Origin of the sequence: Brachybacterium sp. GU-2 (genome assembly GCF_030866705.2) — a bacterium.
Lineage (GTDB): Bacteria > Actinomycetota > Actinomycetes > Actinomycetales > Dermabacteraceae > Brachybacterium > Brachybacterium conglomeratum.
In genome coordinates this window covers 323,753-349,286 of sequence record NZ_CP133037.2, presented here as the reverse complement: position 1 = coordinate 349,286, position 25,534 = coordinate 323,753, and the positions used below count along the sequence as shown (strand labels likewise).

General features: G+C 73.7%; 24 protein-coding genes and 1 tRNA gene. 4 read left to right on the top strand and 21 right to left on the bottom strand.

Going from position 1 to position 25,534, the window contains the following annotated elements; genetic code table 11:
- Positions 1-8: 8 nt before the first annotated feature.
- From rpe to fmt, 3 genes are read right to left on the bottom strand one after another with little or no spacing between them, the layout of a single operon-like run.
- Positions 9-695, bottom strand: coding sequence for a ribulose-phosphate 3-epimerase (gene rpe / locus RBL05_RS01685; RefSeq protein WP_070501108.1), 687 nt, complete (start codon positions 693-695; stop codon positions 9-11).
- Positions 695-2,413, bottom strand: a complete 1,719-nt coding sequence (locus tag RBL05_RS01680; RefSeq protein WP_308740811.1) for an RsmB/NOP family class I SAM-dependent RNA methyltransferase — start codon at positions 2,411-2,413, stop codon at positions 695-697. The genes rpe and RBL05_RS01680 overlap by 1 nt, the downstream gene beginning before the upstream one ends.
- Positions 2,410-3,375: a methionyl-tRNA formyltransferase gene (fmt, locus tag RBL05_RS01675; protein WP_308740812.1), complete on the bottom strand. Its 966-nt coding sequence runs from the start codon at positions 3,373-3,375 to the stop codon at positions 2,410-2,412. The genes RBL05_RS01680 and fmt overlap by 4 nt, the downstream gene beginning before the upstream one ends.
- An 84-nt stretch (positions 3,376-3,459) precedes the next feature.
- Between fmt and RBL05_RS01670 the strand changes: the two genes are divergently transcribed.
- A complete protein-coding gene (locus RBL05_RS01670; protein ID WP_308740813.1) occupies positions 3,460-4,701 on the top strand; it encodes an MFS transporter in 1,242 nt (413 codons plus the stop codon).
- 79 nt (positions 4,702-4,780) lie between these two features.
- Here RBL05_RS01670 and RBL05_RS01665 read toward each other — a convergent pair whose 3' ends face one another.
- The 10 genes from RBL05_RS01665 to RBL05_RS01620 form a co-directional block, all read right to left on the bottom strand.
- Positions 4,781-6,445 carry an SLC13 family permease gene (locus tag RBL05_RS01665; RefSeq protein ID WP_308740814.1) on the bottom strand — a complete coding sequence of 555 codons (1,665 nt, stop codon included), beginning with the start codon at positions 6,443-6,445 and terminating at the stop codon, positions 4,781-4,783.
- Between the two features lie 64 nt (positions 6,446-6,509).
- Positions 6,510-8,813, bottom strand: a complete 2,304-nt coding sequence (locus RBL05_RS01660) for a primosomal protein N' (protein WP_308740815.1) — start codon at positions 8,811-8,813, stop codon at positions 6,510-6,512.
- Positions 8,783-9,166: an FKBP-type peptidyl-prolyl cis-trans isomerase gene (locus RBL05_RS01655; RefSeq protein WP_010551590.1), complete on the bottom strand. Its 384-nt coding sequence runs from the start codon at positions 9,164-9,166 to the stop codon at positions 8,783-8,785. The genes RBL05_RS01660 and RBL05_RS01655 overlap by 31 nt, the downstream gene beginning before the upstream one ends.
- Before the next feature lie 38 nt (positions 9,167-9,204).
- The gene (locus RBL05_RS01650) at positions 9,205-10,164 is read right to left on the bottom strand and encodes an FKBP-type peptidyl-prolyl cis-trans isomerase (protein ID WP_308740816.1); all 960 of its coding nucleotides are present in this window, start codon (positions 10,162-10,164) and stop codon (positions 9,205-9,207) included.
- A 124-nt stretch (positions 10,165-10,288) separates the two neighbouring features.
- A complete protein-coding gene (pafA, locus tag RBL05_RS01645; RefSeq protein ID WP_308740817.1) occupies positions 10,289-11,695 on the bottom strand; it encodes a Pup--protein ligase in 1,407 nt (468 codons plus the stop codon).
- A 4-nt stretch (positions 11,696-11,699) separates the two neighbouring features.
- A complete protein-coding gene (locus RBL05_RS01640) occupies positions 11,700-11,891 on the bottom strand; it encodes a ubiquitin-like protein Pup (RefSeq protein WP_010551593.1) in 192 nt (63 codons plus the stop codon).
- A gap of 28 nt (positions 11,892-11,919) precedes the next feature.
- The gene (dop, locus tag RBL05_RS01635; protein WP_308740818.1) at positions 11,920-13,596 is read right to left on the bottom strand and encodes a depupylase/deamidase Dop; all 1,677 of its coding nucleotides are present in this window, start codon (positions 13,594-13,596) and stop codon (positions 11,920-11,922) included.
- Positions 13,593-15,173, bottom strand: coding sequence for a proteasome ATPase (gene arc / locus RBL05_RS01630; protein WP_308740819.1), 1,581 nt, complete (start codon positions 15,171-15,173; stop codon positions 13,593-13,595). Before arc ends, dop begins: the two co-directional genes overlap by 4 nt.
- A 52-nt stretch (positions 15,174-15,225) precedes the next feature.
- Complete coding sequence (locus RBL05_RS01625; protein WP_270407753.1) at positions 15,226-16,299, bottom strand: tRNA (adenine-N1)-methyltransferase; 1,074 nt, start codon at positions 16,297-16,299, stop codon at positions 15,226-15,228.
- A gap of 43 nt (positions 16,300-16,342) precedes the next feature.
- Positions 16,343-17,458 (bottom strand): site-2 protease family protein, encoded by a 1,116-nt coding sequence (locus tag RBL05_RS01620; protein WP_308740820.1) that lies wholly within the window; start codon positions 17,456-17,458, stop codon positions 16,343-16,345.
- A 120-nt stretch (positions 17,459-17,578) separates the two neighbouring features.
- Between RBL05_RS01620 and RBL05_RS01615 the strand changes: the two genes are divergently transcribed.
- Positions 17,579-18,388, top strand: a complete 810-nt coding sequence (locus RBL05_RS01615; protein ID WP_308740821.1) for a PAC2 family protein — start codon at positions 17,579-17,581, stop codon at positions 18,386-18,388.
- 18 nt (positions 18,389-18,406) lie between these two features.
- On the opposite strand, the gene mshC is transcribed toward RBL05_RS01615, so the two are convergent.
- The 3 genes from mshC to RBL05_RS01600 all read right to left on the bottom strand — a co-directional run bounded on the left by mshC (position 18,407) and on the right by RBL05_RS01600 (position 21,111).
- The gene (mshC, locus tag RBL05_RS01610) at positions 18,407-19,666 is read right to left on the bottom strand and encodes a cysteine--1-D-myo-inosityl 2-amino-2-deoxy-alpha-D-glucopyranoside ligase (protein WP_308740822.1); all 1,260 of its coding nucleotides are present in this window, start codon (positions 19,664-19,666) and stop codon (positions 18,407-18,409) included.
- Positions 19,667-19,701: 35 nt separating this feature from the next.
- Positions 19,702-20,574: an undecaprenyl-diphosphate phosphatase gene (locus RBL05_RS01605; protein WP_308740823.1), complete on the bottom strand. Its 873-nt coding sequence runs from the start codon at positions 20,572-20,574 to the stop codon at positions 19,702-19,704.
- Between the two features lie 219 nt (positions 20,575-20,793).
- A complete protein-coding gene (locus RBL05_RS01600) occupies positions 20,794-21,111 on the bottom strand; it encodes a DNA primase (protein ID WP_308740824.1) in 318 nt (105 codons plus the stop codon).
- A 165-nt stretch (positions 21,112-21,276) separates the two neighbouring features.
- Here RBL05_RS01600 and RBL05_RS01595 point away from each other — a divergent pair, with 165 nt between their 5' ends.
- Positions 21,277-21,555 carry a DUF5703 family protein gene (locus RBL05_RS01595; protein ID WP_010551602.1) on the top strand — a complete coding sequence of 93 codons (279 nt, stop codon included), beginning with the start codon at positions 21,277-21,279 and terminating at the stop codon, positions 21,553-21,555.
- An 85-nt stretch (positions 21,556-21,640) separates the two neighbouring features.
- The gene (locus tag RBL05_RS01590) at positions 21,641-22,144 is read left to right on the top strand and encodes a hypothetical protein (protein WP_308740825.1); all 504 of its coding nucleotides are present in this window, start codon (positions 21,641-21,643) and stop codon (positions 22,142-22,144) included.
- 78 nt (positions 22,145-22,222) lie between these two features.
- On the opposite strand, the gene RBL05_RS01585 is transcribed toward RBL05_RS01590, so the two are convergent.
- From RBL05_RS01585 to RBL05_RS01565, 5 genes are all read right to left on the bottom strand, one after another.
- Entirely contained in the window at positions 22,223-23,077 is an 855-nt protein-coding gene (locus RBL05_RS01585; RefSeq protein WP_308740826.1) for an RNA methyltransferase, read from the bottom strand.
- A complete protein-coding gene (locus tag RBL05_RS01580; RefSeq protein WP_062950816.1) occupies positions 23,074-23,541 on the bottom strand; it encodes a tRNA (cytidine(34)-2'-O)-methyltransferase in 468 nt (155 codons plus the stop codon). Before RBL05_RS01580 ends, RBL05_RS01585 begins: the two co-directional genes overlap by 4 nt.
- 34 nt (positions 23,542-23,575) lie before the next feature.
- Complete coding sequence (locus tag RBL05_RS01575) at positions 23,576-23,707, bottom strand: hypothetical protein (RefSeq protein WP_308740827.1); 132 nt, start codon at positions 23,705-23,707, stop codon at positions 23,576-23,578.
- A gap of 80 nt (positions 23,708-23,787) precedes the next feature.
- Positions 23,788-25,173, bottom strand: a complete 1,386-nt coding sequence (locus RBL05_RS01570) for a GntP family permease (protein ID WP_308741143.1) — start codon at positions 25,171-25,173, stop codon at positions 23,788-23,790.
- 229 nt (positions 25,174-25,402) lie between these two features.
- Positions 25,403-25,488 (bottom strand) — tRNA-Leu (locus tag RBL05_RS01565).
- Positions 25,489-25,534 lie beyond the last annotated feature (46 nt).

Here is a 25,534-nt window from a genome sequence, read left to right as displayed (position 1 = left end):
AGGATAGGTCAGTGCGCGGCGTGGGCGCCCGCCAGTTCGCGCAGGGCGGAGATCTCCTCGGCGGCGTCGCGGGCCTTGTAGATCGCGGAGCCCGCGACGAAGACGTTCGCGCCCGCCTCGGCGCAGCGCTCGATCGTCTCGCGGCTGACGCCGCCGTCGACCTGGATCGAGACCTCGAGGTTCGCCTCGGAGATCGCGCGGCGGGCCCGACGGATCTTCGGGAGCATCGTCTCGAGGAAGCTCTGCCCGCCGAATCCGGGCTCGACCGTCATGATCAGCAGCATGTCGAACTCGCCGATGATGTCGATCAGCGGCTCGACCGGGGTGGCGGGGCGCAGTGCGACGCCGACCTGGGCGTTCTTGCGGCGCAGGTCGCGGGCGAGCTTGACGGGGGCGCGGGCGGCCTCGAGGTGGAAGGTCACCGAGGAGGCGCCGGCCTCCGCGAAGACGGGGGCCTGGGTGTCGGCGTCCTCGATCATCAGGTGCGCGTCGATCGGGATGGGGCTGCGCTCGACGATCTGCTCGACCATGCTCGGCCCGAAGGTCAGGTTCGGCACGAAGTGGTTGTCCATGACGTCGACGTGGACGCTGTCGGCGCTGGAGATCTTGTCGAGCTCGGCGCCGATGGACATGAAGTCGGCGTTGAGGATGCTGGGGTGGATGAAGCTGGAGTCGGTGGAGTACGAGATGCTCATCAGCTCGGGGTTCCTTCCTCGGTGGGCACGGGGAGCCTGCGCAGCAGGCAGATGAACATGGCGTCGGTGCCGTGGACGTGGGGCCACAGCTGGACGTCGGGGCCCTCGCCCAGCTCGACCTCGTCCCGCACGGCGGGCAGCAGGCCGGCGCGGACGGCGGGGCGGGCGTCGAGGCGCTCGACGTCGTCGCGGCGCTTGAGGACGTCGGCGACGATCAGGCGGGTCTCGGCCAGGTGCGGCGAGCAGGTGACATAGGCGACGACGCCGCCGGGCGCGGTCGCATCCAGCGCGGAGGTCAGCAGGTCGCGCTGGATCGCGCCGAGCTGGCCGACGTCGGCGGGGGTGCGGCGCCAGCGGGCCTCGGGCCGGCGGCGCAGCGCCCCGAGCCCGGAGCAGGGGACGTCGGCCAGGACGCGGGAGAACTCCCCGGGCCGCTCGGCGCCGATGGTGGTGCCGTCGGCGGTGAGGGTGGTGATCTCGCAGCCGGCCTCGCGCAGGCTCGCCACCGCGCGGTCCACCAGCTCGGTGCGGTGCTCCTGCAGCTCGACGGCGAGGAGGTCGGCGTCGTGGTCGATGGTGAGCCCGCCGAGCAGGGCGGTCTTCCCGCCGGGGCCCGAGCAGAGGTCGAGCCAGTGGGCGTCGTCGGCGAGGACGAGGTCGTCGGCGCCGAGCGCGAGGGAGAGGGCCGCGAGCTGGGAGCCCTCGTCCTGGACGGCGACGCGGCCCTGCTTGACCAGGTCCATGCCGCCGGGGTCGCCGGAGGGCCAGGCGGCGGCGAAGACGGAGAGCCGGCCCCGGCTCGCGCCGTGGTCGATCAGCTCGTCGAGGTCGGTCAGGCCCGGGCGCATCACCAGCGAGACCGCGGGGGCCTGGTTCTGCGCCTCGAGCAGCTGATCGATCTCGTCGCGGGAGCGGCCGTTCCCGGCGAGGGCGTCGGACAGGGCCCGCACCACCCAGCGGGGGTGGGAGTGGACGACGGCGAGATGCCCGGTGGGGTCCTTCTCGCGGTCCGGGGCGACCTCCGCGATCCAGGTGGCGAGGTCCTTCTCCCCCACCCGACGCAGCACGGCGTTGGCGAAGCTCGCACCTCCCGCGCCGACCTCGGCGCGGGCCAGGGCCACGGTCTCGGAGGTCGCGGCGTGCGGGGCGACGGTCATGTCCAGCAGCTGGTAGGCGCCGAGGCGGAGCACGTCCAGCAGCGCCGGCTCGACCTTCGCCAGCGGTCGGTCCACGCAGGCGGCGATGATCGCGTCGAGCCGGCCCTGGGCGCGCAGCGAGCCGTAGAACAGCTCGGTGGTGAAGGCGGCGTCGCGGCCGGAGACGCGGTGGCTGCGCAGCAGGCGGGGCAGGACGAGGTTCGCGTAGGAGTCCTCCTCGCGCACCAGGCGCAGCCCCTCGAGGGCGACCTGGCGGGAGGGGGTGGAGGCGCGGGAGCGCTCGGAGGGGCGGGAGGAGGACCAGCCGCGGCGCGGGCCGCCCTGGCCGCGCGAGCCGGAGCGCTCGCGGCCCTGCGTGTCGCGGGGTCGGTCACGACGGTCGTCCCGCCGACCACCCCGGTCATCGCGCCGGTCGCCGCGATCGTCCTGTCGGTTGCCGCGGTCGTCCCGTCGGTCGCCGCGCCGGTCGTCCCGGCCTCGGCGATCGTCGCGGCCTCCCCGGTCGTCCCGGCCCCGCCGGCTGTCGTCGTGGCGGCGCCCGCCGCGTCGGTCCTCGCTCATGCGCGTGCTCCGTCCTGCTGGTCGTCCTCGAAGCGGGCGTCGGGGCCGAGCCCCGCCCCGCGTGCCCAGTCCGCCGCGCGCATCGGGCGCTTCCCCGCCGGGGCGAGGGTCGCGATGGCGAGCGGGTCGGTGCCGGTGCCCACGAGCACCTGTCGCTTGGTGGCCGCGAGCGCGCCGGGGGCCGACGGGGCGCTCGCGCGCGAGGCCTCCTCGACGGCCTCGAGGCCGAGGATCTTGGTGCGGGCGCCGTCCAGGAGCGTCCACGCGCCGGGCTGCGGGCTCATGCCGCGGATGTGCGCGGAGACCTCGTCCGCCGGACGGGTCCAGTCGATCCGGGCCTCGGCGGTGGTGAGCTTCGCGGCGTGGGTCGCGGCCGCGTGGTCCTGCGGGGTGAGGGTCGCGGTGCCGTCCTCGAGCGCGTCGAGGGCCTCGAGCAGCAGCGCGGCGCCGTCGTCGGCCATCCTCTCGAGCAGCTCTCCGGAGGTCTCGAACTCGCCGATGGCGGTGGGGGCGGCGGCGATCACGTCGCCGGTGTCCAGGCCCTTCTCGAGGCGGAACACGCTCATCCCGGTCTCGCGGCGGCCGGCGAGCACAGCCCGCTGGGCGGGAGCGGCGCCCCGCAGCTCGGGCAGGAGGGAGAAGTGGAGGTTCACCCAGCCGTGGCGGGGGATCTCGAGCGTCCCAGGCGGCACGAGGTTGCCGTAGGCGACCACGGGCGCGGCGTCCGGGGCGAGATCGCGCAGCTGTTGCTGCACCTCTTCATCCCGCAGCGTGGTCGGGGTGAGCACCGGCACCCCGGCCTCGAGGGCGAGGGACTTCACCGGGGACGGGGTGAGCCTGCGCCCGCGGCCGGAGGGGGCGTCGGCGCGGGTGAGCACGCCGACCACCTCGTGGCGGGAGTCGAGCAGGGTGCGCAGGGAGGGGAGGGCGGCCTCGGGGGTGCCGGCGAAGAGGAGACGCATGATGGCCCGAGTCTACGGTCCCACCGGCGGCTCCTGTCGGGCCGTGCCTACAGTGGAGGCCATGAGGCGAGCGCGGTGCGAGGGATGAGCGGGATCGACCCGATCCCGGGCCATGCGCTCGGCTCCCCCGCCTATCGACGGATGCAGCTGGCGCTGGTCTGCGCGGGCATCGCCTGCTTCGCCCAGCTGTACTCCCCGCAGGGGATCTTGCAGCTGATCTCCGCCGATCTCGGCATCGGGCCGGAGCAGGCGGCGCTGACGGTCTCCGCCGCGACCGCCGGGCTGGCGCTGGCGGTGATGCCGTGGTCCTTCGTCGGCGATCGCCTCGGCCGGCGTCCCGCCATGATCCTCGCCGTGATCGCGGCGACGGTGCTGGCCCTGGCGGCGGCCTGGTCGCCGAGCTTCCCGCTGCTGCTCGTGCTGCGCCTGCTGGAGGGGATGGCGCTCGGCGGGGTGCCGGCCCTGGCCATGGCGTATCTCTCCGAGGAGGTCGATGCGCGCTCGCGCGCGGTCGCGGCGGGCTGGTTCGTGGCGGGGACGACGCTGGGCGGCCTGTCCGGCCGGGTGCTGGCCACTCCGGTCGCCGATGTGCTCGGCTGGCGGGCGGGGATGACCGCGGTGGTGATGCTGGCGGTGCTCGCGGCGGCGGGGTTCGTGGCCCTCGCCCCGCGGGAGCGGCGCTTCGTGCCGCAGCGGCGGGCATCGGGCGGGGCCGTCCCGGGCGGACGGGCGGGCCAGCTGCTCGCCCTGCTGCGTGACCCGGGCCTGCTGGCGCTGCTGGCCTGCGCTTTCCTGCTGATGGGCGGCTTCGTCGCGGTCTACAACTATCTCGCCTTCCACCTCAGCGGTCCGCCCTACCTGCTGCCCGCCTCGCTGATCGGGCTGATGTTCCTCGCCTACATGGGCGGCACCGCCTCGTCCCCGCTCGCGGGCCGGCTCGCGTCCCGGCACGGGCGCCTGCCCGTGATGCTGGGCGCGATGGCGATGATGCTGCTGGGCCTGCTGCTGACGCTCGCCGCTCCCCTGCCGGTGCTGATCCTCGGCCTGGTGCTGATGACGGCGGGCTTCTTCGGCGCGCACTCGGTCGCGAGCGGCTGGGCGGGCACGCGCGTGCCCGGTGCACGGTCCCAGGCGACGGGGCTCTACAACCTCGCCTACTACGCGGGATCGAGCGTGCTCGGCTGGGCGCTCGGCTTCGTGCTCGCCGGGGCCGGCTGGGGCGGGGTCGTCGCCGCGGTGGGCGCGGCGGTGGTGCTCGCGGGCCTCGTCTCCGCGGCGCTGCTGCGCGACGAGGACCGTCCCGTCACGTCGGTCGGGAGCGCCTGAGCACCCGCACGCGGCGCCGTGGCCCCGCGGTCCGGGGTCGGGGCGCCGACGTCAGCGCCCCGGGCGCGCCCGCCCCGGCTCAGTACACGAGAGAGAACACCCACACGGCGAGGGTCATGGTCGTGGCGGAGATCAGCACGATGCCGATCAGGTTCAGCCATAGCCCGGCCGACGCCATCTGCGGGATCCGCACGTAGCCGGAGCCGTAGGCGATGGCGTTCGGCGGCGTCGCGACCGGCAGCATGAACGCGCTGGTCGCGGCCAGCGCCACCGGGATCGCCAGCAGCATCGGGTCCACGCCGATGCCGACGGCGACCGCGGTCGCGACCGGGAGGAAGGTCGCGGCGGTCGCGGTGTTCGAGGTGAGCTCGGTGAGGAAGAGGGTCCCCGCGGCGACGATCGCGACGATCAGCACCACGGGCAGGCCGCCGATCCCGGCGGTGACCTCGCCGATCCACTCGGTCAGGCCCGAGGAGCTGAACTGGGCGCTGAGCGCGAGACCGCCGCCGAACAGCAGCAGCACGCCCCAGGGCAGCTTCACCGCCGCGTCCCAGTCCAGCAGGCGCACCCCGCGGGCGGCGCCGGCGGGCAGCGCGAACAGCAGCAGCGCGACGATCATGGCGATGCCCGCATCGCCGATGGGCGGGTCGTCGGCCCCGGCGATCTGCCAGATCAGAGGGATGAACACCCAGCTCAGCGCCGCGAGCACGAACACGGACAGCACGCGCACCTCGCCGGAGGAGATCCTCCCGAGTCCGCGCCGCTCCTCGCGGATCAGCTCCGCACCGCCGGGGATCTCGGAGATCTCGGGCTTGAACATGACCTTGGTGAGCAGCAGCCAGGCGATCAGCAGGAACACCACCGCGATCGGGGCGCCGACGACCATCCAGCGGCCGAAGCCGATCGTCACCCCGAACTCCTGGCTCATGTGGGCGGCGAGCAGGGCGTTGGGCGGGGTGCCGATGATGGTGGCGAGGGAGCCGATCGAGGCGGCGTAGGCGATGCCCAGCATCAGGGCGGCGCCGAAGCTGGAGCGCACCGCGGAGCTGGCGGTACCGGCCGATCCCTCGGCCTCGAGGTCGGGGTCGACGCCCTCCCCCGGCTCCTCGCCCTTGCGGGCGGCGTCCTCGAGCCGCAGCCGGTTCACGAGCACCAGCACGGAGACGCCGATGGGCAGCATCATCACGGCGGTAGCGGTGTTCGAGACCCACATGGAGAGGAATCCGGTGGCGATCATGAAGCCGAGGATCAGCAGGGCGGGGCTGGTGCCGATGGCGCCGACGATCGCCAGCGCGATGCGCTTGTGGAGGTTCCAGCGCTGCATGGCCAGGGCGAGCATGAACCCGCCCATGAACAGGAAGATGATGTTGTTGCCGTAGGAGGCGCCGACGTCGTCGAAGCCCACCTCGGGGTTCAGCACCGGGAAGACCACCAGCGGGACCAGCGCGGTCGCGGGGATCGGCAGCGCCTCGGTCATCCACCACACGGCCATCAGCACCGCGGTCGCGGCGGTCAGCGTCGCGGCATGGGGGACGTCCGCGGGCATGACGAGGTAGATCAGGAGCGCGGCGACCAGGCCGACGGCGAGGCCGAGGCGGCGCACCAGCAGCGTCCGGTGGGTCTCGGCCGGGGCGCGCTCACCCTCGGAGACGTCCGAGCGTCCCTCCTGCGAGGGGCGGTCCCCGGGATCGGCGGCGGGGTCCGGGGCGTGGTGGTCGGGCGTCGGGGAGGCGTTCGAGGCCATGGTGGGGGTCCCTTCAGCGCATCGTCGCGGCGGCGGGCGGTGATCCAGAACACTAGCGGATCGTTCAGAACACGTCCGGCGGATCGAGGCGGACGCGCAGGGAGCCGCGGTCCTTGCGGGCGCTGCGGGCCGCGACGCCGGAGCGCAGCGCGGCGGCGAGCTCGCGGGAGCGGCGCGGCTCGATCCGCAGCACTGCACGGGAGCGTCCGGCCTGGTCGGGGCCCTCGAGGTCCACGGGGCCGAGCACCTCGGTCCCGTCCGGCAGCTCGGTCGTCTCGAGGAAGCCGCGGCAGGCCTCCCGCTCCCCCACCACCTCGGCGACACGTCGGAACGGGGGCAGGTCCAGCTCGCGCCGGTCCTCCAGCACCCGGTCCAGGAACAGCGCGGAGCGGTGGGCGACGAGGTCGCGGATGGCGGGGAGGGTCGAGGTGCCGACGACGAGCACCTCGCCGCCCTCCTCCGCGGTGCGGACCAGGGAGATGGCGCCGCGCCAGCGGCGGACGGCCTCGACGTCGGCGTCGAAGGCGGCGCGGCCCAGCATCGCGTCGGCGTCGAGCAGCAGGCAGGCGCTGTACCGGCCGGGCGGGGCGGGCTCGGCGCCGGGGGTCGCCACGACGATCCCGTGCTCGGGCACGGCCTCGTCCTCGAGCGGGCCGTGGGCGCCGCCGGCGACCTTCAGCGGCGCGTCGGGGAAGGCGCGGTGGAGCTCCTCGGCGGTGCGGGTGGAGCCGATGACCATGGCGCGCACGTGGGTGCGGTCGCACTCGGGGCAGCGGTAGCCGTCCTCCCGTCGGCCGCAGACGGTGCAGTGCAGGGGCCCGTTCCGGCCGCGCTGCGACAGGGGCGCCGCGCACTCGGGGCAGCGGGCGCGGGTGCCGCAGAAGGTGCAGGCGATCGCGGGGGCGTAGCCGGTGCGCGGCACCTGGACGAGCACGGGCCCGGCCTGGAGGCCCTTGCGCAGCACGCGCATCGCCTCCTGCGGGAGGCGGGAGCGGCCGGAGGGGCCCTCGCGGTCGCGGAGGTACTGGTCCATGGCCACGATGCGGGGGCGGACCGCGGTGACGGGGGCGGGCACGGGATCGAGGCGGGCGAGATAGCCGGCATCGGTGAGGGCGCGCATGGTGACCGACTCGCTCGCGGCGAGGAAGAGGAGGGCGCAGCGCTCCTCGGCGGAGCGGCACTGGAGCACGGTACGGGTGTGAGGGTAGGGGGCGCGGGGCTCCTCGAGCAGATCGTCGGCCTCGTCCCAGCAGATCACGAGGGCGAGGTCCTGCACGGGGGCGAAGGCGGCGGAGCGGCTGCCGAGCACGACCCGGGTCGCGCCGCGCAGGATCCGGCGGAAGGTGCGATAGCGCTTCTCGGGTCCCTCGGTGCCGGCGAGGACCTCGTGGGCGATGCCCCGCTCCGTCAGGACGCGGGAGAGCCGGGCGACGTCGCGCTGGTCGGGGGCGATGACGAGGGCGCCGCGCTCGGGCCCGAGCGCGGCGATCGACTCGGCGGCGATCGCGGTCCACGGGTCCACGGGGTCCAGCACGAGGGAGGCGCGGGGCACGGGGCCCTCCGCGCTCCCGGCACGGGAGAGCAGGGCCGCCAGGCCCGGGTAGCGGTCCCCGTGGCGCGGTGCGGCGGGGGGATCGGGAGCCGCCGCGGCCCGGGCGTCGCCGTCCGACGCCGCCGGCTCCTCCGCCGACGCGGCCTCATCGGCCGGCGCGACCTCTGCGGTCGCCGCAGTCTCCTCGGAGGTCGCGGTGACCTCGTCCTCGGCAGGTGCTGGTGCGTCTGCGACCGCCTCCTTCTCCGCCGCGGCGCGGTCGGCCTTCTCGGCGCGGGCATGACGGGGCGGGAGAGCGAGGCGCAGCACGTCGCCGACGGTGCCGGCGCTGCGCTCGGCGACGTCCTCGCACACCCGCATCATCGCGGGAGGGACGACGACGTCGTCGGAGACCAGGCGGTGCAGCGGGGCGAGGGCCCGGTCGGTGGTGGGCTCGGCGCGGCGCTCGAGCACGATCCCCTCGGTGTCCTTGCCGGAGAAGCGCACCCGCACCCGCATGCCCGGACCGGCCGCGGCGGTGTCGGGTGTGACCGCGTACTCGAAGGGACGGTCCAGGTGGGGCAGCACGCCGACGAGGCGCACGCTCGCGACCGGCAGCTCGCTCACGACCTCGAAACCGGCGGTGGTGCGCAGGCCGGGACCCCGGACCGCATCGGGGCGGTCCGGGGAGGTGGTGGCGTTCTCCGCGGCGGCGGGGACGGAAGCGGCGGGGGCCGCGAAGAGGGGTGCCTGGCCGTCGGCCGGTCCCTCCTCGCGCTCCCCCGCCGCTCCGTGGGCGGTGCTGGTCAGCGCTTGTGCACCGCCACCAGGTCGCACACGAAGATCAGGGTCTCGCCGGGGGCGATGACCGGCGGGGCGCCGCGATCGCCGTAGGCGAGGTGGGCGGGGATCTCGAGGCGGCGGCGGCCGCCGACCTTCATGCCCTGCACGCCCTGGTCCCAGCCGGTGATGACCTGGCCGACGCCGAGCTGGAACCGCAGCGGCTCGCCGCGGTCCCAGGAGGCGTCGAACTGCTCGCCGGTGGAGTGGGAGACGCCGACGTAGTGGACGTCGACGACGTCGCCGCGGCCGGCCTCCTCGCCCTCGCCGAGGATCTCGTCGGTGCTGACGAGCTCGGTGGGTGCGGGGCCCTCGGGGGCGTCGATCTCGGGCTTGGTGCGATCGCTCATGCGATGTTCCTCCTGTGGTGGATGAGAGGGGGCAGGGGTCAGTCTGCCGTGTGGGCGGCGTCGAGGACGTCGACGACGAAGATCAGGGTCTCGCCCGTCAGAGGGCTGTCCTCGGTGGGCTCTCCCTCCCCGTAGGCCTCGGCGGGCGGGATCACGAGCATCACCTGGGAGCCGACCTTGAGGTCCAGCAGGTTCTCGTCCCAGCCCTGGATCACCTGGCCGCCGCCCTGGACGAAGGAGAAGGGCGCGCCGCGCTCCCAGGAGGAGTCGAAGGCGGAGCCGTCGGACCACTTCCAGCCGGAGTACTGCATGGTGAGGTAATCGCCGGCGCGGGTGGTGTCGCCGGTGCCCTGGATCAGCAGCTCGCGGACGGTCTTCGCAGGCGGCTCGCCCTCCCCGGGGCCCGAGATGGACGGCGCGCCGCTGTCGTCGAGGGTCACCTTCGGGTAGGTGCCGGACGGGTCCCCCGGCTCGCCCTCGGCCCGCAGCGGGGAGACGACGCGGTCGACATCACCGACCTGGAGCAGCGAGTATGCCTGTCCGTCGTTGCCCTGCTGCCAGCCGGCCATCACGAAACGGGAGCCGACGGTCATCGTGGTGAAGACGTCGAAGGCAGCCTGGCCGATGGAGTCTGTGGTGACCTGCACGCCGCCGGCCGGCCCACCCTGCCACCAGGACTGCAAGGTCTCCCCGGTGCTCGCATCGACGTACAGGTGGCGCCAGATCACGGTGTCGCCGTCGGCGATGGTCGCGCCGTCGCCGGGGACCACGACCTGTGCCTGAGCCGCGGAGATCTCGAGCGGGGCGGTGAACTCGACCGTCGGCTCGGTGCCGAGGTCCTCGCTGACGGTCACGCCCGACAGTGCGTCGCCCCCGCCGTCCGAGGCACCGCCTGCGTCGGAGGCGTCGGAGCTGCTCCCGTCGTCGGTGCAGGCGGCGAGGCCGATGGCGGCGGTCGCGGCGAGGGCGGTGGTCAGCAGCGTGCGGCGGCGGATCAATGGAGGACCTTTCGGATCGGCAGCCCGTGAGCGGGCACCGCACCAGGGTACGGGGCGCTCGTTGGGCGGAGCCTGGGGCAGGGAGTGGCTGTCGTCTCAGGCGGCATGCGCGCGACGGCGGTGCTCACGCGAGCGGCGTCTCGGCGGCGGGGGCGCCCTGCTCCCGGATCTCCGCCAGCAGGGCGTCGACGGCGGGCAGCTCGGTCGCGAAGGGGTCCATGACCTGCACCGGCATCGCGCCGCGGCGGGTGAGCCGCAGTGTGGTCCAGTCCACGACGTGGTCCACGCCGTGCTCCTGGGCGGCGGTGACCACCTGGCCGCGCAGGTGGGCGCGGGTGGTGGTCGGGGCGACGGTGCGGGCCCGCTCGATCCGCTCCTCGGGCAGGATCGCGGGGGCGAGGCCCCGTCGCTGCAGCGCGAAGAACACGCCGCGGGCGGGGTCGATGTCGTGATAGGCGAGATCGAGCCGTTCGATCGCCGGGTCCTCGAGGTCGATGCCGCGACGCTCCCTCACCTGGGTGAACAGCCGCTCCTTGATCGCCCAGTCGAGGTTCTGCGCCGCCCAGGACCGGTCCCCGGTGCGCACCGCGTCCAGGGCGTTCTGCCAGCTCTCGAGCACCTCGGTCTCCTCGCCCTCGGCGAGGTCGGCGACGTGGTCGAGCCAGCGCTGCTGCACCTCCAGCGCGGTGGTGGTGCCGCCGCCGGCGGTGGGCAGGGGTGCGGCGCCGGTGAGGTCGCGGGCCACGGCGCGGATCGCGGAGATGTCGTCGGCCAGGCCCAGCTCGGGCAGGGCCCTGCCCGATTCGATCGCGCGCAGCACCAGGTCGGTGGTCGCGAAGCGCAGGTGGGTGGAGACCTCGCTCATGGTCGAATCGCCGACGATGACGTGGAGGCGCCGGTAGAGGTTCGCGTCCCCGTGCGGCTCGTCGCGGGTGTTGATGATGGGGCGGGTGCGGGTGGTGGCGGAGGAGACCGCCTCCCACATGTGGTCGCTGCGTCGGGAGAAGACGAACTGCGCTCCCGCCCCCTCGCCCGCCTCGCCGGGGACGGCGGGGGCGATTCCCCCGGCGCCGGTGACGATCTGGCGGGTGACCAGGAAGGGCAGCAGGTAGCGGGGCAGGCGGGTGAACTCGCCGCGCCGGTCCACGAGGTAGTTCTCGTGGGAGCCGAAGGCGTTGCCGGCCGAGTCGACGTTGTTCTTGAGCAGGTGGATGCGGGCGTCCTGGCCGTCCTCGGCCAGGCGCGCATCGGCCTGGGCGGTGAGCTCGGCGAAGATCCGCTCCCCCGCCCGGTCCTGGGCCACCAGGTCCCACCAGTCGTCGCACTCGGCGGTCGCGTACTCCGGGTGGGAGCCGACGTCGAGGTAGAGCCGGGCGGCGTTGCGGAGGAAGACGTTCGAGGAGCGGCCCATCGCGACGACCGGCCGGAACAGCTCCCTCGCCGCCTCCTCCGGCTCGAGGGCGCGGCTGCCGTCGGCGCGCACGCACACGAGCCCGAACTCGGTCTCCAGACCTCCCACTCGGCGCTTCATCGGGTCACTGGCCGCCCTTCTGCACGAAGGAGCGCACGAAGGTCTCGGCGTTGGACTCGAGGACGGAGTCGATCTCGTCGAGCAGGTCGTCGGTGCCCTGCACGGAGGCGAAGGTCTGGCCTCCGGTCAGCGTCTCGTCGTCAGGCGCGTTCTCGTCGGGGCCGCCGCCGGGGGCGTTCAGGGACTGCTGGGACATGGTGTCCTCCTTCAGGGGTGCGGGTGGGTCAGGATGCGGTGACGGCCCGGCGCAGCGCGTCGAGCACGTTGTCGAGGTCGGAGTCGGGGTCGATGCCGTGGCGGGCGCACCACTCGGCGCTGCCCAGGCGCGGGTCCGCCAGGCGCAGCCGGTGGCCGCCCGCAGGGCCCGCGACGGTGATCGCGTCCCAGCCGGCGGAGGGGACGTGAGCGCCGTGGCCGGAGATCAGCCCGCCGCGCAGGTGGGCGCGGGTGCTGGTCGGGGCGGTGGTGATCGCGGCCTCGACCTCGTCGGCGCCCACGAGGGTGGCGACGGCGCCGGCGGCGCGGAGCCTGTCGAACAGGCCCTTCCCGGGGCGGAGGTCCGAGTACTGCAGGTCGACCATGCCCAGCCGCGGATCGGACCAGTCCAGGCCGTGCCGGGCGCGGTAGCGCTCGAGCAGGGAGAGCTTGGCGACCCATTCGACGCGGGAGGCGGCGCGCATCGGGTCCTCGGCGAGGAGGTCGATGAGCTCGCCCCAGGCGCGGAGCACCTGGGCGGTCTCCTCGTCGGCCGCATCGGCCGCGGTGGAGAGCGCCTCGAGGTGGGCGCGCTGGATCTCGAGGGCGGTGAGCTCGCGGCCGTCCGCGAGCGGGACCGTCGCCCGCAGGCTCGGGTCGTGGCTGATCGTGCGCACGGCGGCCACCGGGTCGGCAAGCGCCAGGTCCGGCAGGATCCGCCGCCCGGCGCGGTGCTCCGCCTCGAGCGCGGCGAGGACGAGCGAGGTGGTGCCGAGCTTGAGGAAGGTGGACTCCTCGAGCAGGTTGGCGTCCCCGATGATCACGTGGAGGCGGCGGAAGCGGCCCGGGTCCGAATGCGGCTCGTCGCGGGTGTTGACGATCGGGCGGTTCAGGGTGGTCTCGAGGCCGACCTCCGCCTCCATGAAGTCGGCGCGCGAGGAGAGCTGGAAGCCCGGCGTCTCGCCGCGGGTGCCGATTCCGACGCGGCCCGCGCCGACCAGCACCTGCCGGGTGGCGAAGAAGGGCAGCAGCGCCTCGACGATCCGCTCGAAGGGCACGTCCCGGTCCACGAGGTAGTTCTCGTGGGTCCCGTAGGAGGCGCCCTTGCCGTCGGTGTTGTTCTTGTACAGGGCGACCTCGGGGATTCCCTCGGCGCCGGCGAGGATGCCCATCGCCCGGCGGGCGATCTCCTCCCCTGCCCGGTCCACGACGACGGCCTCGCGGGCGCGCAGGACCTCCGGGGCGGAGTACTCGGGATGGGCGTGGTCGACGTACCAGCGGGCGCCGTTGCGCAGCACCGCGTTGCCGATCGAGCGCTGCGAGGCCCAGGCGAGGACCTCGGCGTCATCGCCCTCGGGCGCGACCTCCGGGCCCGTGACGGGCGCGTCGAGCTCGACGCTCGGCACGTGGGCATCGCGCACCTCGTCGGTGAGCTGGGTGGGATGGGCGGCGGCGCGCTGCATCTCGAAGCCGCGCGCGTCCCGCAGCGGGGTCTCGTCGCCGTAGTCCCAGCGCACGCGCCGGCCGCGCTCCCCCTCGGCGGGGTCGAGCAGGGCGTAGGCGCCGACGACGAGATGGGACAGCAGGATCGAGCTGCCGGCCCCGGCGCGGGCGCGGTCCTCGAGGTCGGCGTGCAGCACGCCGAACTCGGTCTCGATGCCCATCACCCGCTCGGTGGTGAGGGCGGGTCGGTGCTGCTCGGTCATGCGGAGACCTCCTCGGCGGCGGCGTCCTCGGGCCGGCTGCGGTCCTGCAGCGGGACCACGGCCTCGACCCGGCGGCGGGAGCGTCCGGGCAGTCCGGTCACCCGTGCCCAGTCCTCGGCATGGGCGGCCGAGGGCATGTCCTCGTTCTCCGCGAACTCGACCCGGATCGCCTCGGTCAGGTGCTCGGAGCCGACGCCGACCTCGCCCGTGGCGATCTGGTCCTTCACGGCGAGCTTCTTCGCCCGGTCCACGATGTTGCGCAGCGTCGCCCCGGAGACGAAGTCGCGGAAGTGGAGGGTGTCGTGGCCGCCGTCGGCGTACTCGACCCGCACGTAGGCGGTGGCGGGGCCCTCGGCGTAGATCTCGCGCACGGCGAGGTCCAGCAGCGCCTCGCGGTCCTCCCGCACGGGTACGTCCTCGCCGAGGTACAGGCCGAGGATCTCGCGGCCGGCGCGGGCGTTCGGGCGGCGCACCCGGATCTTCACGTCCAGGCGACCGGGCCGCAGGATCGCCGGGTCGATCATGTCCTCGCGGTTCGAGGCGCCGATCACGATCACGTTGTCCAGGCCCTCGACGCCGTCGATCTCGGCCAGCAGCTGGGGCACGATCGTGGTCTCGACGTCGCTGGACGTGCCGGTGCCGCGGGTGCGGAAGAGCGCCTCCATCTCGTCGAAGAAGATCACCACGGGGTGGTCGGCGGCGGCCTTCTCCCGCGCGCGCTCGAACACCAGTCGGATCGACCGCTCGGTCTCGCCGACGTACTTGTTCAGCAGCTCGGGGCCCTTGACGTTGAGGAAGGCGGAGTTCGCCAGCGCGTCCTCCACGCTCACCCCGCGCACCTCGGCGCTGCGCAGCACGAGCTCGTGCGCGACGGCCTTCGCGATCATGGTCTTGCCGCAGCCGGGCGGGCCGTAGAGCAGCACGCCCTGCGGGGGCCGCAGCCCGTAGGTGCGGTAGAGGTCCTGCTGCAGGAAGGGCAGCTCGACCGCGTCGCGGATCGCCTCGATCTGCTCGCCGAGCCCGCCGATCTCGTCGAAGGACACCTCCGGCACCTGCTCGAGCACCAGATCGGTGATCTCGGCGCGGTCGATCCGCTCGAGCACGAGCTGGCTGCGCAGGTCCACGAGCACGTGGTCGCCGGGGTGGAGGGTCTCCTCGGCGAGGGCGCCCGCGCGGCGCAGCACGCGGGTGTCGTCGGGCGCGACCGCGACGAGGACGCGCGAGTCGGCGAGGGCCTCGACGACGGGCACGACATTGCCGGAGTCGCCCTGCGGCACCGCCTCGACCGCGGCGAGGGCCTCGTTCAGGCGCAGCTCGGTGCCGGGGGTGAGGGCGTCGAGGTCGAGGCTCGCCGCGGTCGCGACGCGCAGTCGTCGGCCGTTGTGGAGCACGTCGATGGTGGTGCCCTCGCAGCGGCGCAGGAAGGTGGCGTAGGAGTTCGGCGGATCCCCCACCCGCTCGAGGTCGTTCTTGAGCTCGACGATCTGGGCGCGGGCGGAGCGCAGCCCGCTGACCAGTCGCTCGTTGTGGGCGGCGAGCTTCTCGAGCTCGGCGGTCATCTCCGCGTAGGTCTTCATCGTCGTCTCCTCCCCGTGGGGCGGGTTCCTCGGTGGTCTGTGATGGTGCGGCTCAGCGGTCCCGGCCCTGGCGGATGTCGCGCAGGGCGCGCTTGAGCTTGCGGGGTGCGACGCCCCGCTCGCCGACGTCCTGGGCGGTCCACTCGCCCGAGCCGCCGCCGAAGCCCTCGTTGTCGGGGTGGTTCAGCTCCTCCTCGTCGCGGGAGCCGGGCGCGGGCCGGGTCGCGCGGCGCAGCGCCTCGGTGCCGTGGGCGGTGCGGCGGGCGGTGAGCAGGAAGCCGGTGTGCGCGTTCATGCGGTGCTCGGGGCGCACGGCGAGGCCCTCGAGGTGCCAGGGACGCACGAAGGACTCCCAGGCGTGGGGCTCGGTGAACTCGCCGTGGTCGCGCAGCGCCTCCGCGGTGCGGGAGAGCTGGGTGACGGTGGCGACGTAGGCGAGGAACACGCCGCCGGAGACGAGCACGTCCGCGGCGGCCTCCACGCACTCCCAGGGGGCGAGCATGTCCAGGACCACGCGGTCCACCGCGGCAGTGCCGAGGGTGGGGGCGACGTCCTGGAAGTCGCCGACGGTGAGGTCCCAGCGCGGGTGCAGCGCCTCCTCCTCGAGCCCGAAGAAGGTGCCGACGTTCTCGCGGGCGACCTCGGCGAAGTCCTCGCGACGCTCGATGGAGTGGACGGATCCCTCGGGGCCGACGGCGCGCAGCAGCGCGGTGGTCAGCCCTCCCGAGCCGACGCCGGCCTCGAGCACGCGCGCCCCGGGGAAGATGTCGCCCCACATGAGGATCTGCGCGGAATCCTTGGGGTAGATGATCGCGGCGCCGCGCGGCATGGCGAGCATGTAGTCGGCGTACAGGGGCCGCAGCGCCTGGTAGCGGATGCCGTGGCTGTTCTCGACGACGGTGCCGTCCTCGGCGCCGATCAGCTGGTCGTGGTGGAGCACGCCGCGGTGGGAGTGGAACTGCCCGCCCGGCTTCAGGGTGATGGTGTGCAGGCGGTTCTTGGAGTCCGCGAGCTGGACCTTGTCGCCGAGGGCGAAGGGACCGGTGCGGTCGAGGCCGCGACGGGGCGCGCGGGGCGCGGGGCCCGACGCCGTGTCGTCGGCGGCGGGCGGCGGCTGAGAAGTCATGCTCTCCAGCATAGGGCCGGACCAGCGCGGTGACCGGGCCTGTTCACCGTCCGCGCAGGAGCGTGTTCACGTCGGCGCTGAGGATCACGCCCTGGGGCCGCCCGTCGGGGTCGACCACGAGGTACACCGGCGCGGGGCGCGCGAGCATCGCGGAGACCAGCTCCTCGCCGCCTAGGCCCGTGCGCAGCGCGACCACGTCCCCGACGGGCTCGGCGACGGCGGAGGCGGGGACCTGCTCGCGGTGCCCCGGCGGGACCGCTGCGACCGCCTCCCCCTGGAGGCGCAGCGCCCGGCCGACGGTGCCGGGGCGCGGGGAGGCGGGATCCAGCAGCAGCACCTGCTCCGCCCCCGGCCCGTCGGGCAGGGCGGCGAGCGGGGTGTGCGGGGCGAGCAGGCGCACCGGCCGGGCGAGCGCGACGGCGTCGAGCGCCCCCACCCGCTCCTGGACGCGCGCCTCCTCCAGGGCGCGGCTCGCCCCCTGCCAGAGCAGGCCCGCGATGAGCAGCGCCCAGAGGAGCGTCAGCAGGGAGAAGCCGCCCGCTCCGCCGAGGCGCACGATCCGCGACAGCGGCAGCAGCACCACGCCGACGGCGATGGCACGTCCGATCCAGGCGGTGATCCGGGTGCCGAGGACCGGACGGCGCAGGACCGCGGCGAGCAGGGACTCCAGCGCCCGCCCGCCGTCCATCGGCAGGCCGGGGAGCAGGTTGAACAGGGCCAGGACCACGTTCAGCCAGGTCGCGAAGGAGGCGGCGACCGAGAGCACCGTGCCCTGTGCCGCGATCGCGCCGAGGGCGCCGGTCGCCGCGGCGAGCAGGCTGTTGCTCGCGGGTCCGGCGAGGGAGACCAGCACGGACCCGATCGCGGGCATCCGCTCGGCCCGGTACTGCGTGTGCCCGCCCCACAGGGTCAGCGCGATGTGGTCGACCTTCGCCCCGAAGGCGCGGGCGACGAGCGCATGGGCGAGCTCGTGGACCAGCACGGAGAGGATGAGGAACAGGCCCAGGCCGAGGGCGACGAGCGCGCTCCGCCCGGCGGAGAGGCCCGGCCCCTGCAGCGAGGGGAACATCAGCACGGCCACCAGCAGCACCGTGACGAGGGTGGCCGGGCTGACCTGGAGCGGCGGCAGCGCGCCGATCCTCAGCATCGTCCGTGGCATGGGGCCTCCTCGATCGCGGGGCGGCTCCCCGGGGCAGGGCGAGGATAGTCCCTGCTCCTGCGTCCCGGCTCAAGACGGCCCGGCCCCGGCACGAGGGCCCGACGAGCCTATGATGGAGCGATGAGTCGAATCGCCATCACGGCCTTCAGCGGGTGGAACGACGCCGGCGAGGCGGCCACCGGGGTGATCGAGCATCTCCTCGAGGTGTGGCCCTCGCGGCCCGTCGGCGCGGTCGACGCCGAGGAGTTCATCGACTTCCAGGTCAACCGGCCCGAGATCCGCACCACCGATGAGGGGCTGCGGGTCGTGGACTGGCCCGACACCCGCCTGCACCTGATCACCCCGCCGCGGGGTCCGGAGATCGTCGCGGTGCTCGGACCGGAGCCGTCGCTGCGCTGGAAGAGGTTCTGCGACGAGGTGCTCGAGCAGCTGCAGGCGCTCGACGTCTCCTCGGTGGTCTCCCTCGGCGCGCTGCTCGCCGACTCCCCGCACAGCCGCCCCCTGCCGGTCTCCTCGCAGGTCGAGCCGGTGCCCGCGCAGCGGGTCGAGGACTCCGAGCTGTACTCGGGACCCATCGGGGTGCCGACGATCCTCGCCCGCCGCACCGCGAGCGCAGGGCTGAGGACGACGAGCATCTGGGTGCAGGTCCCCCACTACGTCTCCCAGAACTCCTCCCCGAAGGCGGTGCTGGGCCTCGTGCGCGAGGTGCAGGAGCTGATCAGCGCGCCGATCCCGCTCGGCGAGCTGGTGGAGGACGCCGAGGCGTGGGAGCGCGGGGTGGACGAGCTGGCCCGCACCGACGAGGACGTCGCCGAGTACGTGCGGCGCCTCGAGCAGGCGCAGGACGCGGCCGAGCTGCCCGAGGCGAGCGGCGACGCGATCGCGAAGGAGTTCGAGCAGTTCCTGCGGCGTCGCCGCGAGACGGACTGAGCCTCCCGGCCTGCGGGCTCAGCCGATCAGCGTGATCCCGAACAGGGCGTCGACCGCGGCGGCGACATCGCCCGGGGCGTCCCCGGGCAGCTCGCGGCCCGCGGTCCCCGGGAGCTCGTCGCCCGCGGCCCAGGCGTCGAGCGCCGCGAGTGCGGCCGGGGTGTCGAGGTCGTCGCGCAGCGCGGCGCGCAGCGCCTCGACGACGTCGGGGCGCAGATCGCGGAGGCGGGCGGCGGCGCGATAGGCCTCCAGGCGCTGTTGCGCGCCCTCGAGCTCCGTGTCCGACCATTCCCAGTCGCTGCGGTAGTGGTGCGCCATGAGCACCAGACGGATCGCCATCGGGTCGACGCCGTCGCGGACGAGGCGGTGGACGAAGACGAGGTTGCCGAGCGACTTGCTCATCTTCTCGCCCTCGTACGCGACCATCCCGGCATGCGCGTAAGAGGTCGCGAAGGGGCGGCCGAGGCCGACCGCGTGGGCGGCGCTCAGGTCGTGATGGGGGAAGACGAGGTCGCTGCCGCCGGCCTGGATGTCGAAGGGCAGGTCCAGGCCCTCCTCGGCGATGGAGACGCACTCCACGTGCCAGCCGGGGCGGCCCCGCCCGAGGGCGCCGCCGTCCCAGGCAGGCTCCCCCTCGCGCTCGGCGCGCCACAGCAGCGGGTCGAAACGGCCCCGCTTGCCCTCGCGGTCGGGGTCCCCGCCCCGCTCGGCGAAGACCTCGAGCATCTGCTCCTCGGTCCAGCCGGAGACGTCTCCGAGAGCGCCGTCGAGGGAGAGGTCGTGGTACCAGTCGTCGCCCTCGGCGTCGGGGGTCGGCACCTGGTAGGCGCGGCCCCGCTCGCGCAGGGTGTCGACGGTGGCGATGATCTCGTCCATCGCCTCGCTCACGGAGCGGTAGGTCTCCGGCGCGATGATGCGCAGCGCCGCCATGTCCTCGCTGAACAGCGCGACCTGGGACTCGGCCAGCTCGCGCCAGTCGACCCCGTCACGGTCGGCGCGCTCCAGCAGCGGGTCGTCGACGTCGGTGATGTTCTGGGCGGCGGTGACCCGGAGGCCGGAGTCGACGAGCGCACGACGCATGAGGTCGGCCGCGTGATATGTCGCCGCATGGCCCAGGTGGGTCGAGTCGTACGGCGTGATCCCGCAGACGTAGAGGCGGGCGTGTCCCGGCACGAGCGGCGTCACGGGGGCGATGCGCCCGGTGCGGGTGTCGAACAGCCGCAGCGGCGTCGTGGAGGCGGGCAGCGGGGTCAGCTCAGGAGTGGTCCAGGATTGCACCACTCGATCATACGATCGGCGCCGACGACGTGGGATCACGCGCCGCCCAGCGGGTCGATCACGCCGAACCAGAGCAGGCCCAGCAGGACCACGCCCGCGACGATGCGGTAGATCACGAAGATCAGGTAGGAGCGGTTCTCGATCAGCCGCATGAACCACACGATCACCGCGTAGCCGACGCCGAAGGCGACGAGGGTGGCGATCGCGATCGCGGCCAGCGAGGGCTCCCCCGCGGCGGCCGCGGCGGCGCGCCCGTCGGCCGTGAAGAGCACCGGGACCTCCTTGACGGCCTTGTAGAGACCGGAGGCGAACACGGCGGGGACCGCGAGCAGGAAGGCGTAGCGGGCGGCGGCCTTGCGGGAGTAGCCCATGAGCAGCCCCGCGGTGATCGTTCCGCCGGAGCGGGAGACGCCGGGGATCAGCGCGAGGGCCTGGGCGAGACCGAAGAGGATGCCGTCGCGCACCGTGAGCTGATCGAGCTCCTTGCGATGCGGGGCGATCTTGTCGGCCAGCCCCAGCAGCAGGCCGAAGAGGATCAGCATCGAGGCGGTGATGTACAGGTTCCGCAGGCTGTGGTCGATCTGGTCCTCGAAGAGGAGCCCGAGCACGCCGATCGGGATCGAGCCGAGGATCACCAGCCAGCCCATCCGCACATCGGGATCCGAGTGCGGGACCTTGCCGGCCAGGGCCCTGAACCACTTGCCGATGATCCGGGTGATGTCGTTCCAGAAGTAGATCAGCACCGCGGTCTCGGTGCCCAGCTGGATGATCGCGGTGAACGCGGCACCCGGGTCCTCCCCGGGGTTCATGAGCTCCCCGACCACGCGCACGTGCGCGCTGGAGGAGATCGGGAGGAACTCGGTCAGAGCCTGGACCAGGCCCAGGATCACCGCCTCGATGAAGGACATGGACTCTCCTCGATGGACTCGCGCTCGGGGTCGCCGCGGACGGCGTCACGGTTGCGGCAGCGCCGCGATCGACCCCGCACAGCGTACGCGGCGCCGGGCGGGTGCCCGGCGCCGCGCGGCGCTGATGAGGTGAAGACTGCATGGAGGTCCGGCGGACGAGGTGGGACCGACGGCCGGACAGGGAGCCCGGAGCGGCCGGCGCCTCAGACGAGCGCGACCTCAGCGGTCCTCGTCGTCGTCCTCGTAGTCCTCGTCGTCCTCATCGTCGTAGTCGTCGTCCTCGAAGTCGTCGAGATCGTCGAAGTCGTCGTCCTCATCGTCCTCGTCGTCATCGTCCCCGTCGAAGACGATCAGCGGGGTGGCGATGTCGTACGCGTCGAACAGGGCGTCGTCGTAGGTGTCGAAGGCCGTGGAGAGCTGCTCGGTGGCGGCGTCCAGGGCCGGGTCGTCGTCACCGCGGGAGGCGGCAGCAGCCTCGTAGTGACGCTCGAGGGCGGCGATCAGCGCAGCGAGAGCGGAGCGAGGATCCGTGTTCATGGTTGGACCGTACATCGTCCGAGGGCACAATGGACAGGGGAGAACGACGGGCCGTCCCCGTGATCCCGCACCGGGATGCGCAGGCGGCCCCCCGCTCCGCAGTGACCGTGCCGCATCTCACGCCGCGACGGCCCCGTCCCAGGTCATCGCGCTCAGGAGGAACTGTTGATCCGACCCCGCACCCCGCTCACCGCTGAGGTCCAGCACGTGAGCGACCCCCGTGGCCGTCGCGACCTGCCCGTGGAGCGCGGGCGCCGCCTCGAGGACTACGAGTACCAGATCATCACGGTCCCCCGCGGCAGCTCGATCGGACAGGTCCGCGCCGAGCTCGCCGAGCAGGCGGAGTACGGGCGCTGGGAGCATGCGCGCACCCGCCTGTACATGGGCGGCGGGAAGAAGGTCTGGATGCGGCGGCGGATCATCCGGGTGCAGTCCACGCTGTAGAGCGGACTAAAAGCGGCGTCCGCCCGTCGTCCACATCCCTAGCGCCGGCCGGGCGCGGACCGTGCGGATCTGGTGGGATGGGCCCGTGCCCGTCTCCTCCCCGCTCCTGCTCGCCGTGCTGTTGGTGGTCTACCTGCCGCCGGCGGCGCTGCTCGCCTGGCACGACGGCACCTCGCACCGGCTCCCGAACCGCTGGGTCGCCGGGCTCACCGGCGGGGTCGGCCTCGCCCTCGCCGTGCTCGCGCTGCTGGTCCCCTCGCTGCGTCCCGCCCTGTCCTCGGCGGCGATCATCGCCATGGCCCTCGGGGCCGGCGCCATCCTCCTGGGGCTCCTCGCCCCGTCGCTGCTGGGGATGGGGGATGCGAAGACGGTGCCGGTGGTGGTGCTGATGTCGGCGGCACTCGGCGGGGAGGTGCTCCTGGCGGGGCTGCTGGCAGGGATGCTCCTGGCAGGGGTGCTGGGCGGCGTGGTCCTGCTCGCGACCCGGCGTTCGGGGGCGCGCTTCGCCGTCGGACCGGTGCTGCTGGCCGTCCCGTTCCTGGGGCTGCTGGGCGCTCCTATGGTCGCCGCGGCGCTCGGCACCGCCTGAGCGGCAACACCCGGACGGCAGCGCCTGGACGCCATCGCTCGGACGGCACCGCCAGGGCGATCGCGGGCGGGCCCCGGCTCAGCGGCCGCGCCGGCGCTGCCGGGCGACCTCGTAGAGGGCGAGGGACCCGGCCACGGAGGCGTTCAGCGACGAGGCGCTTCCGCTCATCGGGATCTCCGCGATCGCGTCGCAGGCCTCCCTCCACCCGGCGCTCATCCCCACCGTCTCGTTGCCGACGACCAGCAGCGTCGGCCCGGTCAGGTCGACGTCCGCGACCTCGTGGCCGCCTGCCTCGTCCAGCCCCAGCACCGTCCACGGCTCGCCCGCGGCGCGTCGGCCCTCGACCCACTCGAGCACCTCGCGGTGCGAGGGGGCGCGCAGGACGGGCACGGCGAAGACCGAGCCGGTGCTCGCCCGGATCGCGGCGGGATCCCAGGGATCGGCGGCGTGGCCGGTGACCACGAGCCCCGCGCCGCCGAGCGCGTCGACGGAGCGGGCGAGGGAGCCGATGTTCCCCGGCCCCGTCGGCCGGTCGAAGACGACCACGGTCGAGCGCGGCCCGGCCTCGAGGCGGGAGAGGTCGTCCGCGGGCATCGCGGCGACGGCCAGCAGCTCGGGGGCCCCGTCCTCCTTCTCCCCCAGCTCGGCCATCAGCTCGGGGGCGAGGTGGACGACGGGCGCCGGCGAGGACTCGAGCAGCTCGCGGGCCCAGCGGGAGGGGTTCTCCCTCGAGTCGGTCAGCAGCGCGCGGATCTCGTGGCCGTGGTCGATCGCCTGGGTGATCGGGCGGACGCCCTGGACGAGCATCTCCCCGGCGCGGCTGCGCTTGGTGCGGTTGGTCAGCAGGGACTGCCACTGCTGGAACTGCGCGTTGCGGCGCTCGATGCGGCGCGCGGTGCGCTGCGCGGCGCGGCGGGGGTCGCGAGGGCTCATGCCCCGGCCCCGTCGTAGCCGAGCTGGCGCCAGGCCTCGTAGACGGCGATCGAGACCGAGTTGGCGAGGTTCAGGGAGCGGCGGGCCGGGAGCATCGGGATCCGCACCCGGGAGGTGATGCGCGGGTGGGCCATGACCTCCTCGGGCAGCCCGGTCGGCTCGGTGCCGAAGAGCAGCACGTCCTCCCGCCGGTACTCGACCTGTCCGAAGGTGGTCTCGGTGTGCGCGGTGAAGGCGAAGACCCGCGCGTCCGGCACCGCGGCGAGAGCGGTCTCGAGGTCGGGGTGGATGCTCACCTCGGCGAGGTCATGATAGTCCAGTCCTGCTCGGCGCAGCTTCGCGTCCTCGAGGTCGAAGCCGAGCGGCTCGATGAGGTGGAGGCGGGCGCCGGTCACGGCCGCCAGACGGATCGCGTTGCCGGTGTTCCCGGCGATCGCCGGCTCGTGGAGGAAGACGTGGACCATGAGGAGGATTCTCCCACGCACCGTCCCCGTCCCCTCACCAGTGCGCGGCCTGCCGGATCAGGTTGATCGGGATCGAGGTGCCGAACATCCCCAGCGCGCAGCGCCAGGCGGGGGTGCGCACCGGGGCGGGCGCGGGGAGCGGGACGTCCGACGACGCTGCGGCCACGGCGGTCTCCTCGGCTTCGGGGCGACGCTGCCCCGCTCCAGACCGGCACCCGCTCCCCCGCGCCCCGGCCCACCTCCTGCTCAGAGGATCAGGAACAGGGCTCCGGCCATGACGAACCCGATCACGGACTCGAGGGTCTGCTGCACGGTCCAGGTGCGCAGCGTCGTGGCCACGTCCATGTTCAGCAGCCGGCCGACGAGCCAGAAGCCGGAGTCGTTCACGTGCGAGGCGAAGACGGAGCCCGCGGCGGTCGCGACGGTGATCGCGGCGATCTGTCCGGCCGAATAGCCGGCCGCCTCCACCGCCGGCGCCATCAGACCGGCGGCAGTGACGAGGGCGACGGTCGCCGAGCCCTGCGCGACGCGCATCACCACGGCGATGACGTAGGCGGCGAGGATCAGCGGAAGGCCCAGGTCGCCGAGCACTCCGGAGAGCGCGTCGCCGATGCCCGAGGAGCGCAGCACGCCGCCGAACATGCCGCCCGCGCCGGTGATCAGCACGACGGAGCAGATCGGGCCGAGCGAGGAGTCGACGATCTTCTCGAGCGCGGAGCCGTTCTCGCCGCGGCGGGAGCCGAGCACGAGGAGCGCGACGAGAACCGAGATCAGCAGTGCGACGGCGGAGGAGCCGAGGGTGGTGAGCACGCCGTACCAGACGGCGCTCTCGTCCACCGCGCCGGCGGCGCGCAGGAAGTCGAGGCCGGTGTTGAGGAAGATCAGCGCCATCGGCAGCAGCAGCACCGCGATGACGGTGCCGACCTTCGGCGGGTTCGCGACCGGCTCGCCGTCGCCGCCTCCGAAGATCCCGCCCATGGTCTCGAGGGTGAAGGGGAACTTCCTGGCGGTCACGCGACCCCACAGCACGCCGGTGAGGTAGAAGGTGGGGATCACGCAGACCAGGCCGATCAGCAGCACGATGCCGAGGTTCGCGCCGTACAGCTCCGTCGCGGTGACGGGGCCGGGGTGCGGCGGGACGAAGACGTGCATCGCCGAGAAGGCGACGGCCGAGGGCATGGCGTAGAGCAGCACGGGGCCGCCGAGCCGTGCGGCGACCGCGAAGACGATCGGGAGCATGACCACGAGCCCCGCGTCGAAGAACATGGGGAAGCCCATGAGCAGGGAGGCGACGCCGAGGGCGAGCGGTGCCCGCTTCTCGCCGAACATGCGGATCATCGTCTCGGCCAGCACGGTCGCGCCGCCGGAGTGCTCGATCAGCTTGCCGAGCATCGCGCCGAGGCCCACGAGCAGGGCGACGCTGGCGAGGGTGCCGCCGAAGCCGTCCAGCATCACGTCCACGATCGAGCCGGAGGGGATTCCGGTCGCGAACGCCGTCAGCAGGCTGACCAGGATCAGCGTGAGGAAGGCGTGGAGCTTGAACCGGATGACGAGGACGAGGATCAGCGCGACGGCGCCGGCCGCGATCGCGAGCAGCGGCGCGGCCCCGAGTGTCTGGGACCAGCCTTCGATCTCCATGGGGATCTCCTTGGGGAAGGGACGGAGGGACGCCGCACGGCGCGGGGTCCTGGGAACGCGGTCGGGCTGCGGGCCGGCGCCGACGCCGGGCGGGGCAGCCGCCGACAGCTCATCCTGTCAGACAGGTCGCCTCCGCGTCCGAGTGCGGTCGTCTCCCGGGACGCAGGGATCCAGACATGCGGAAGGCCCCGGCTCATCGAGTGAGCCGGGGCCTTCCCTGCGGTGTCCGAGGGGGGACTTGAACCCCCACGCCCTAAAGCGGGCACTAGCACCTCAAGCTAGCGCGTCTACCAATTCCGCCACCCGGACAGGTGCGTCGTGCTGACTTGAGAACAGTAGCACGGTCCGAACCTCG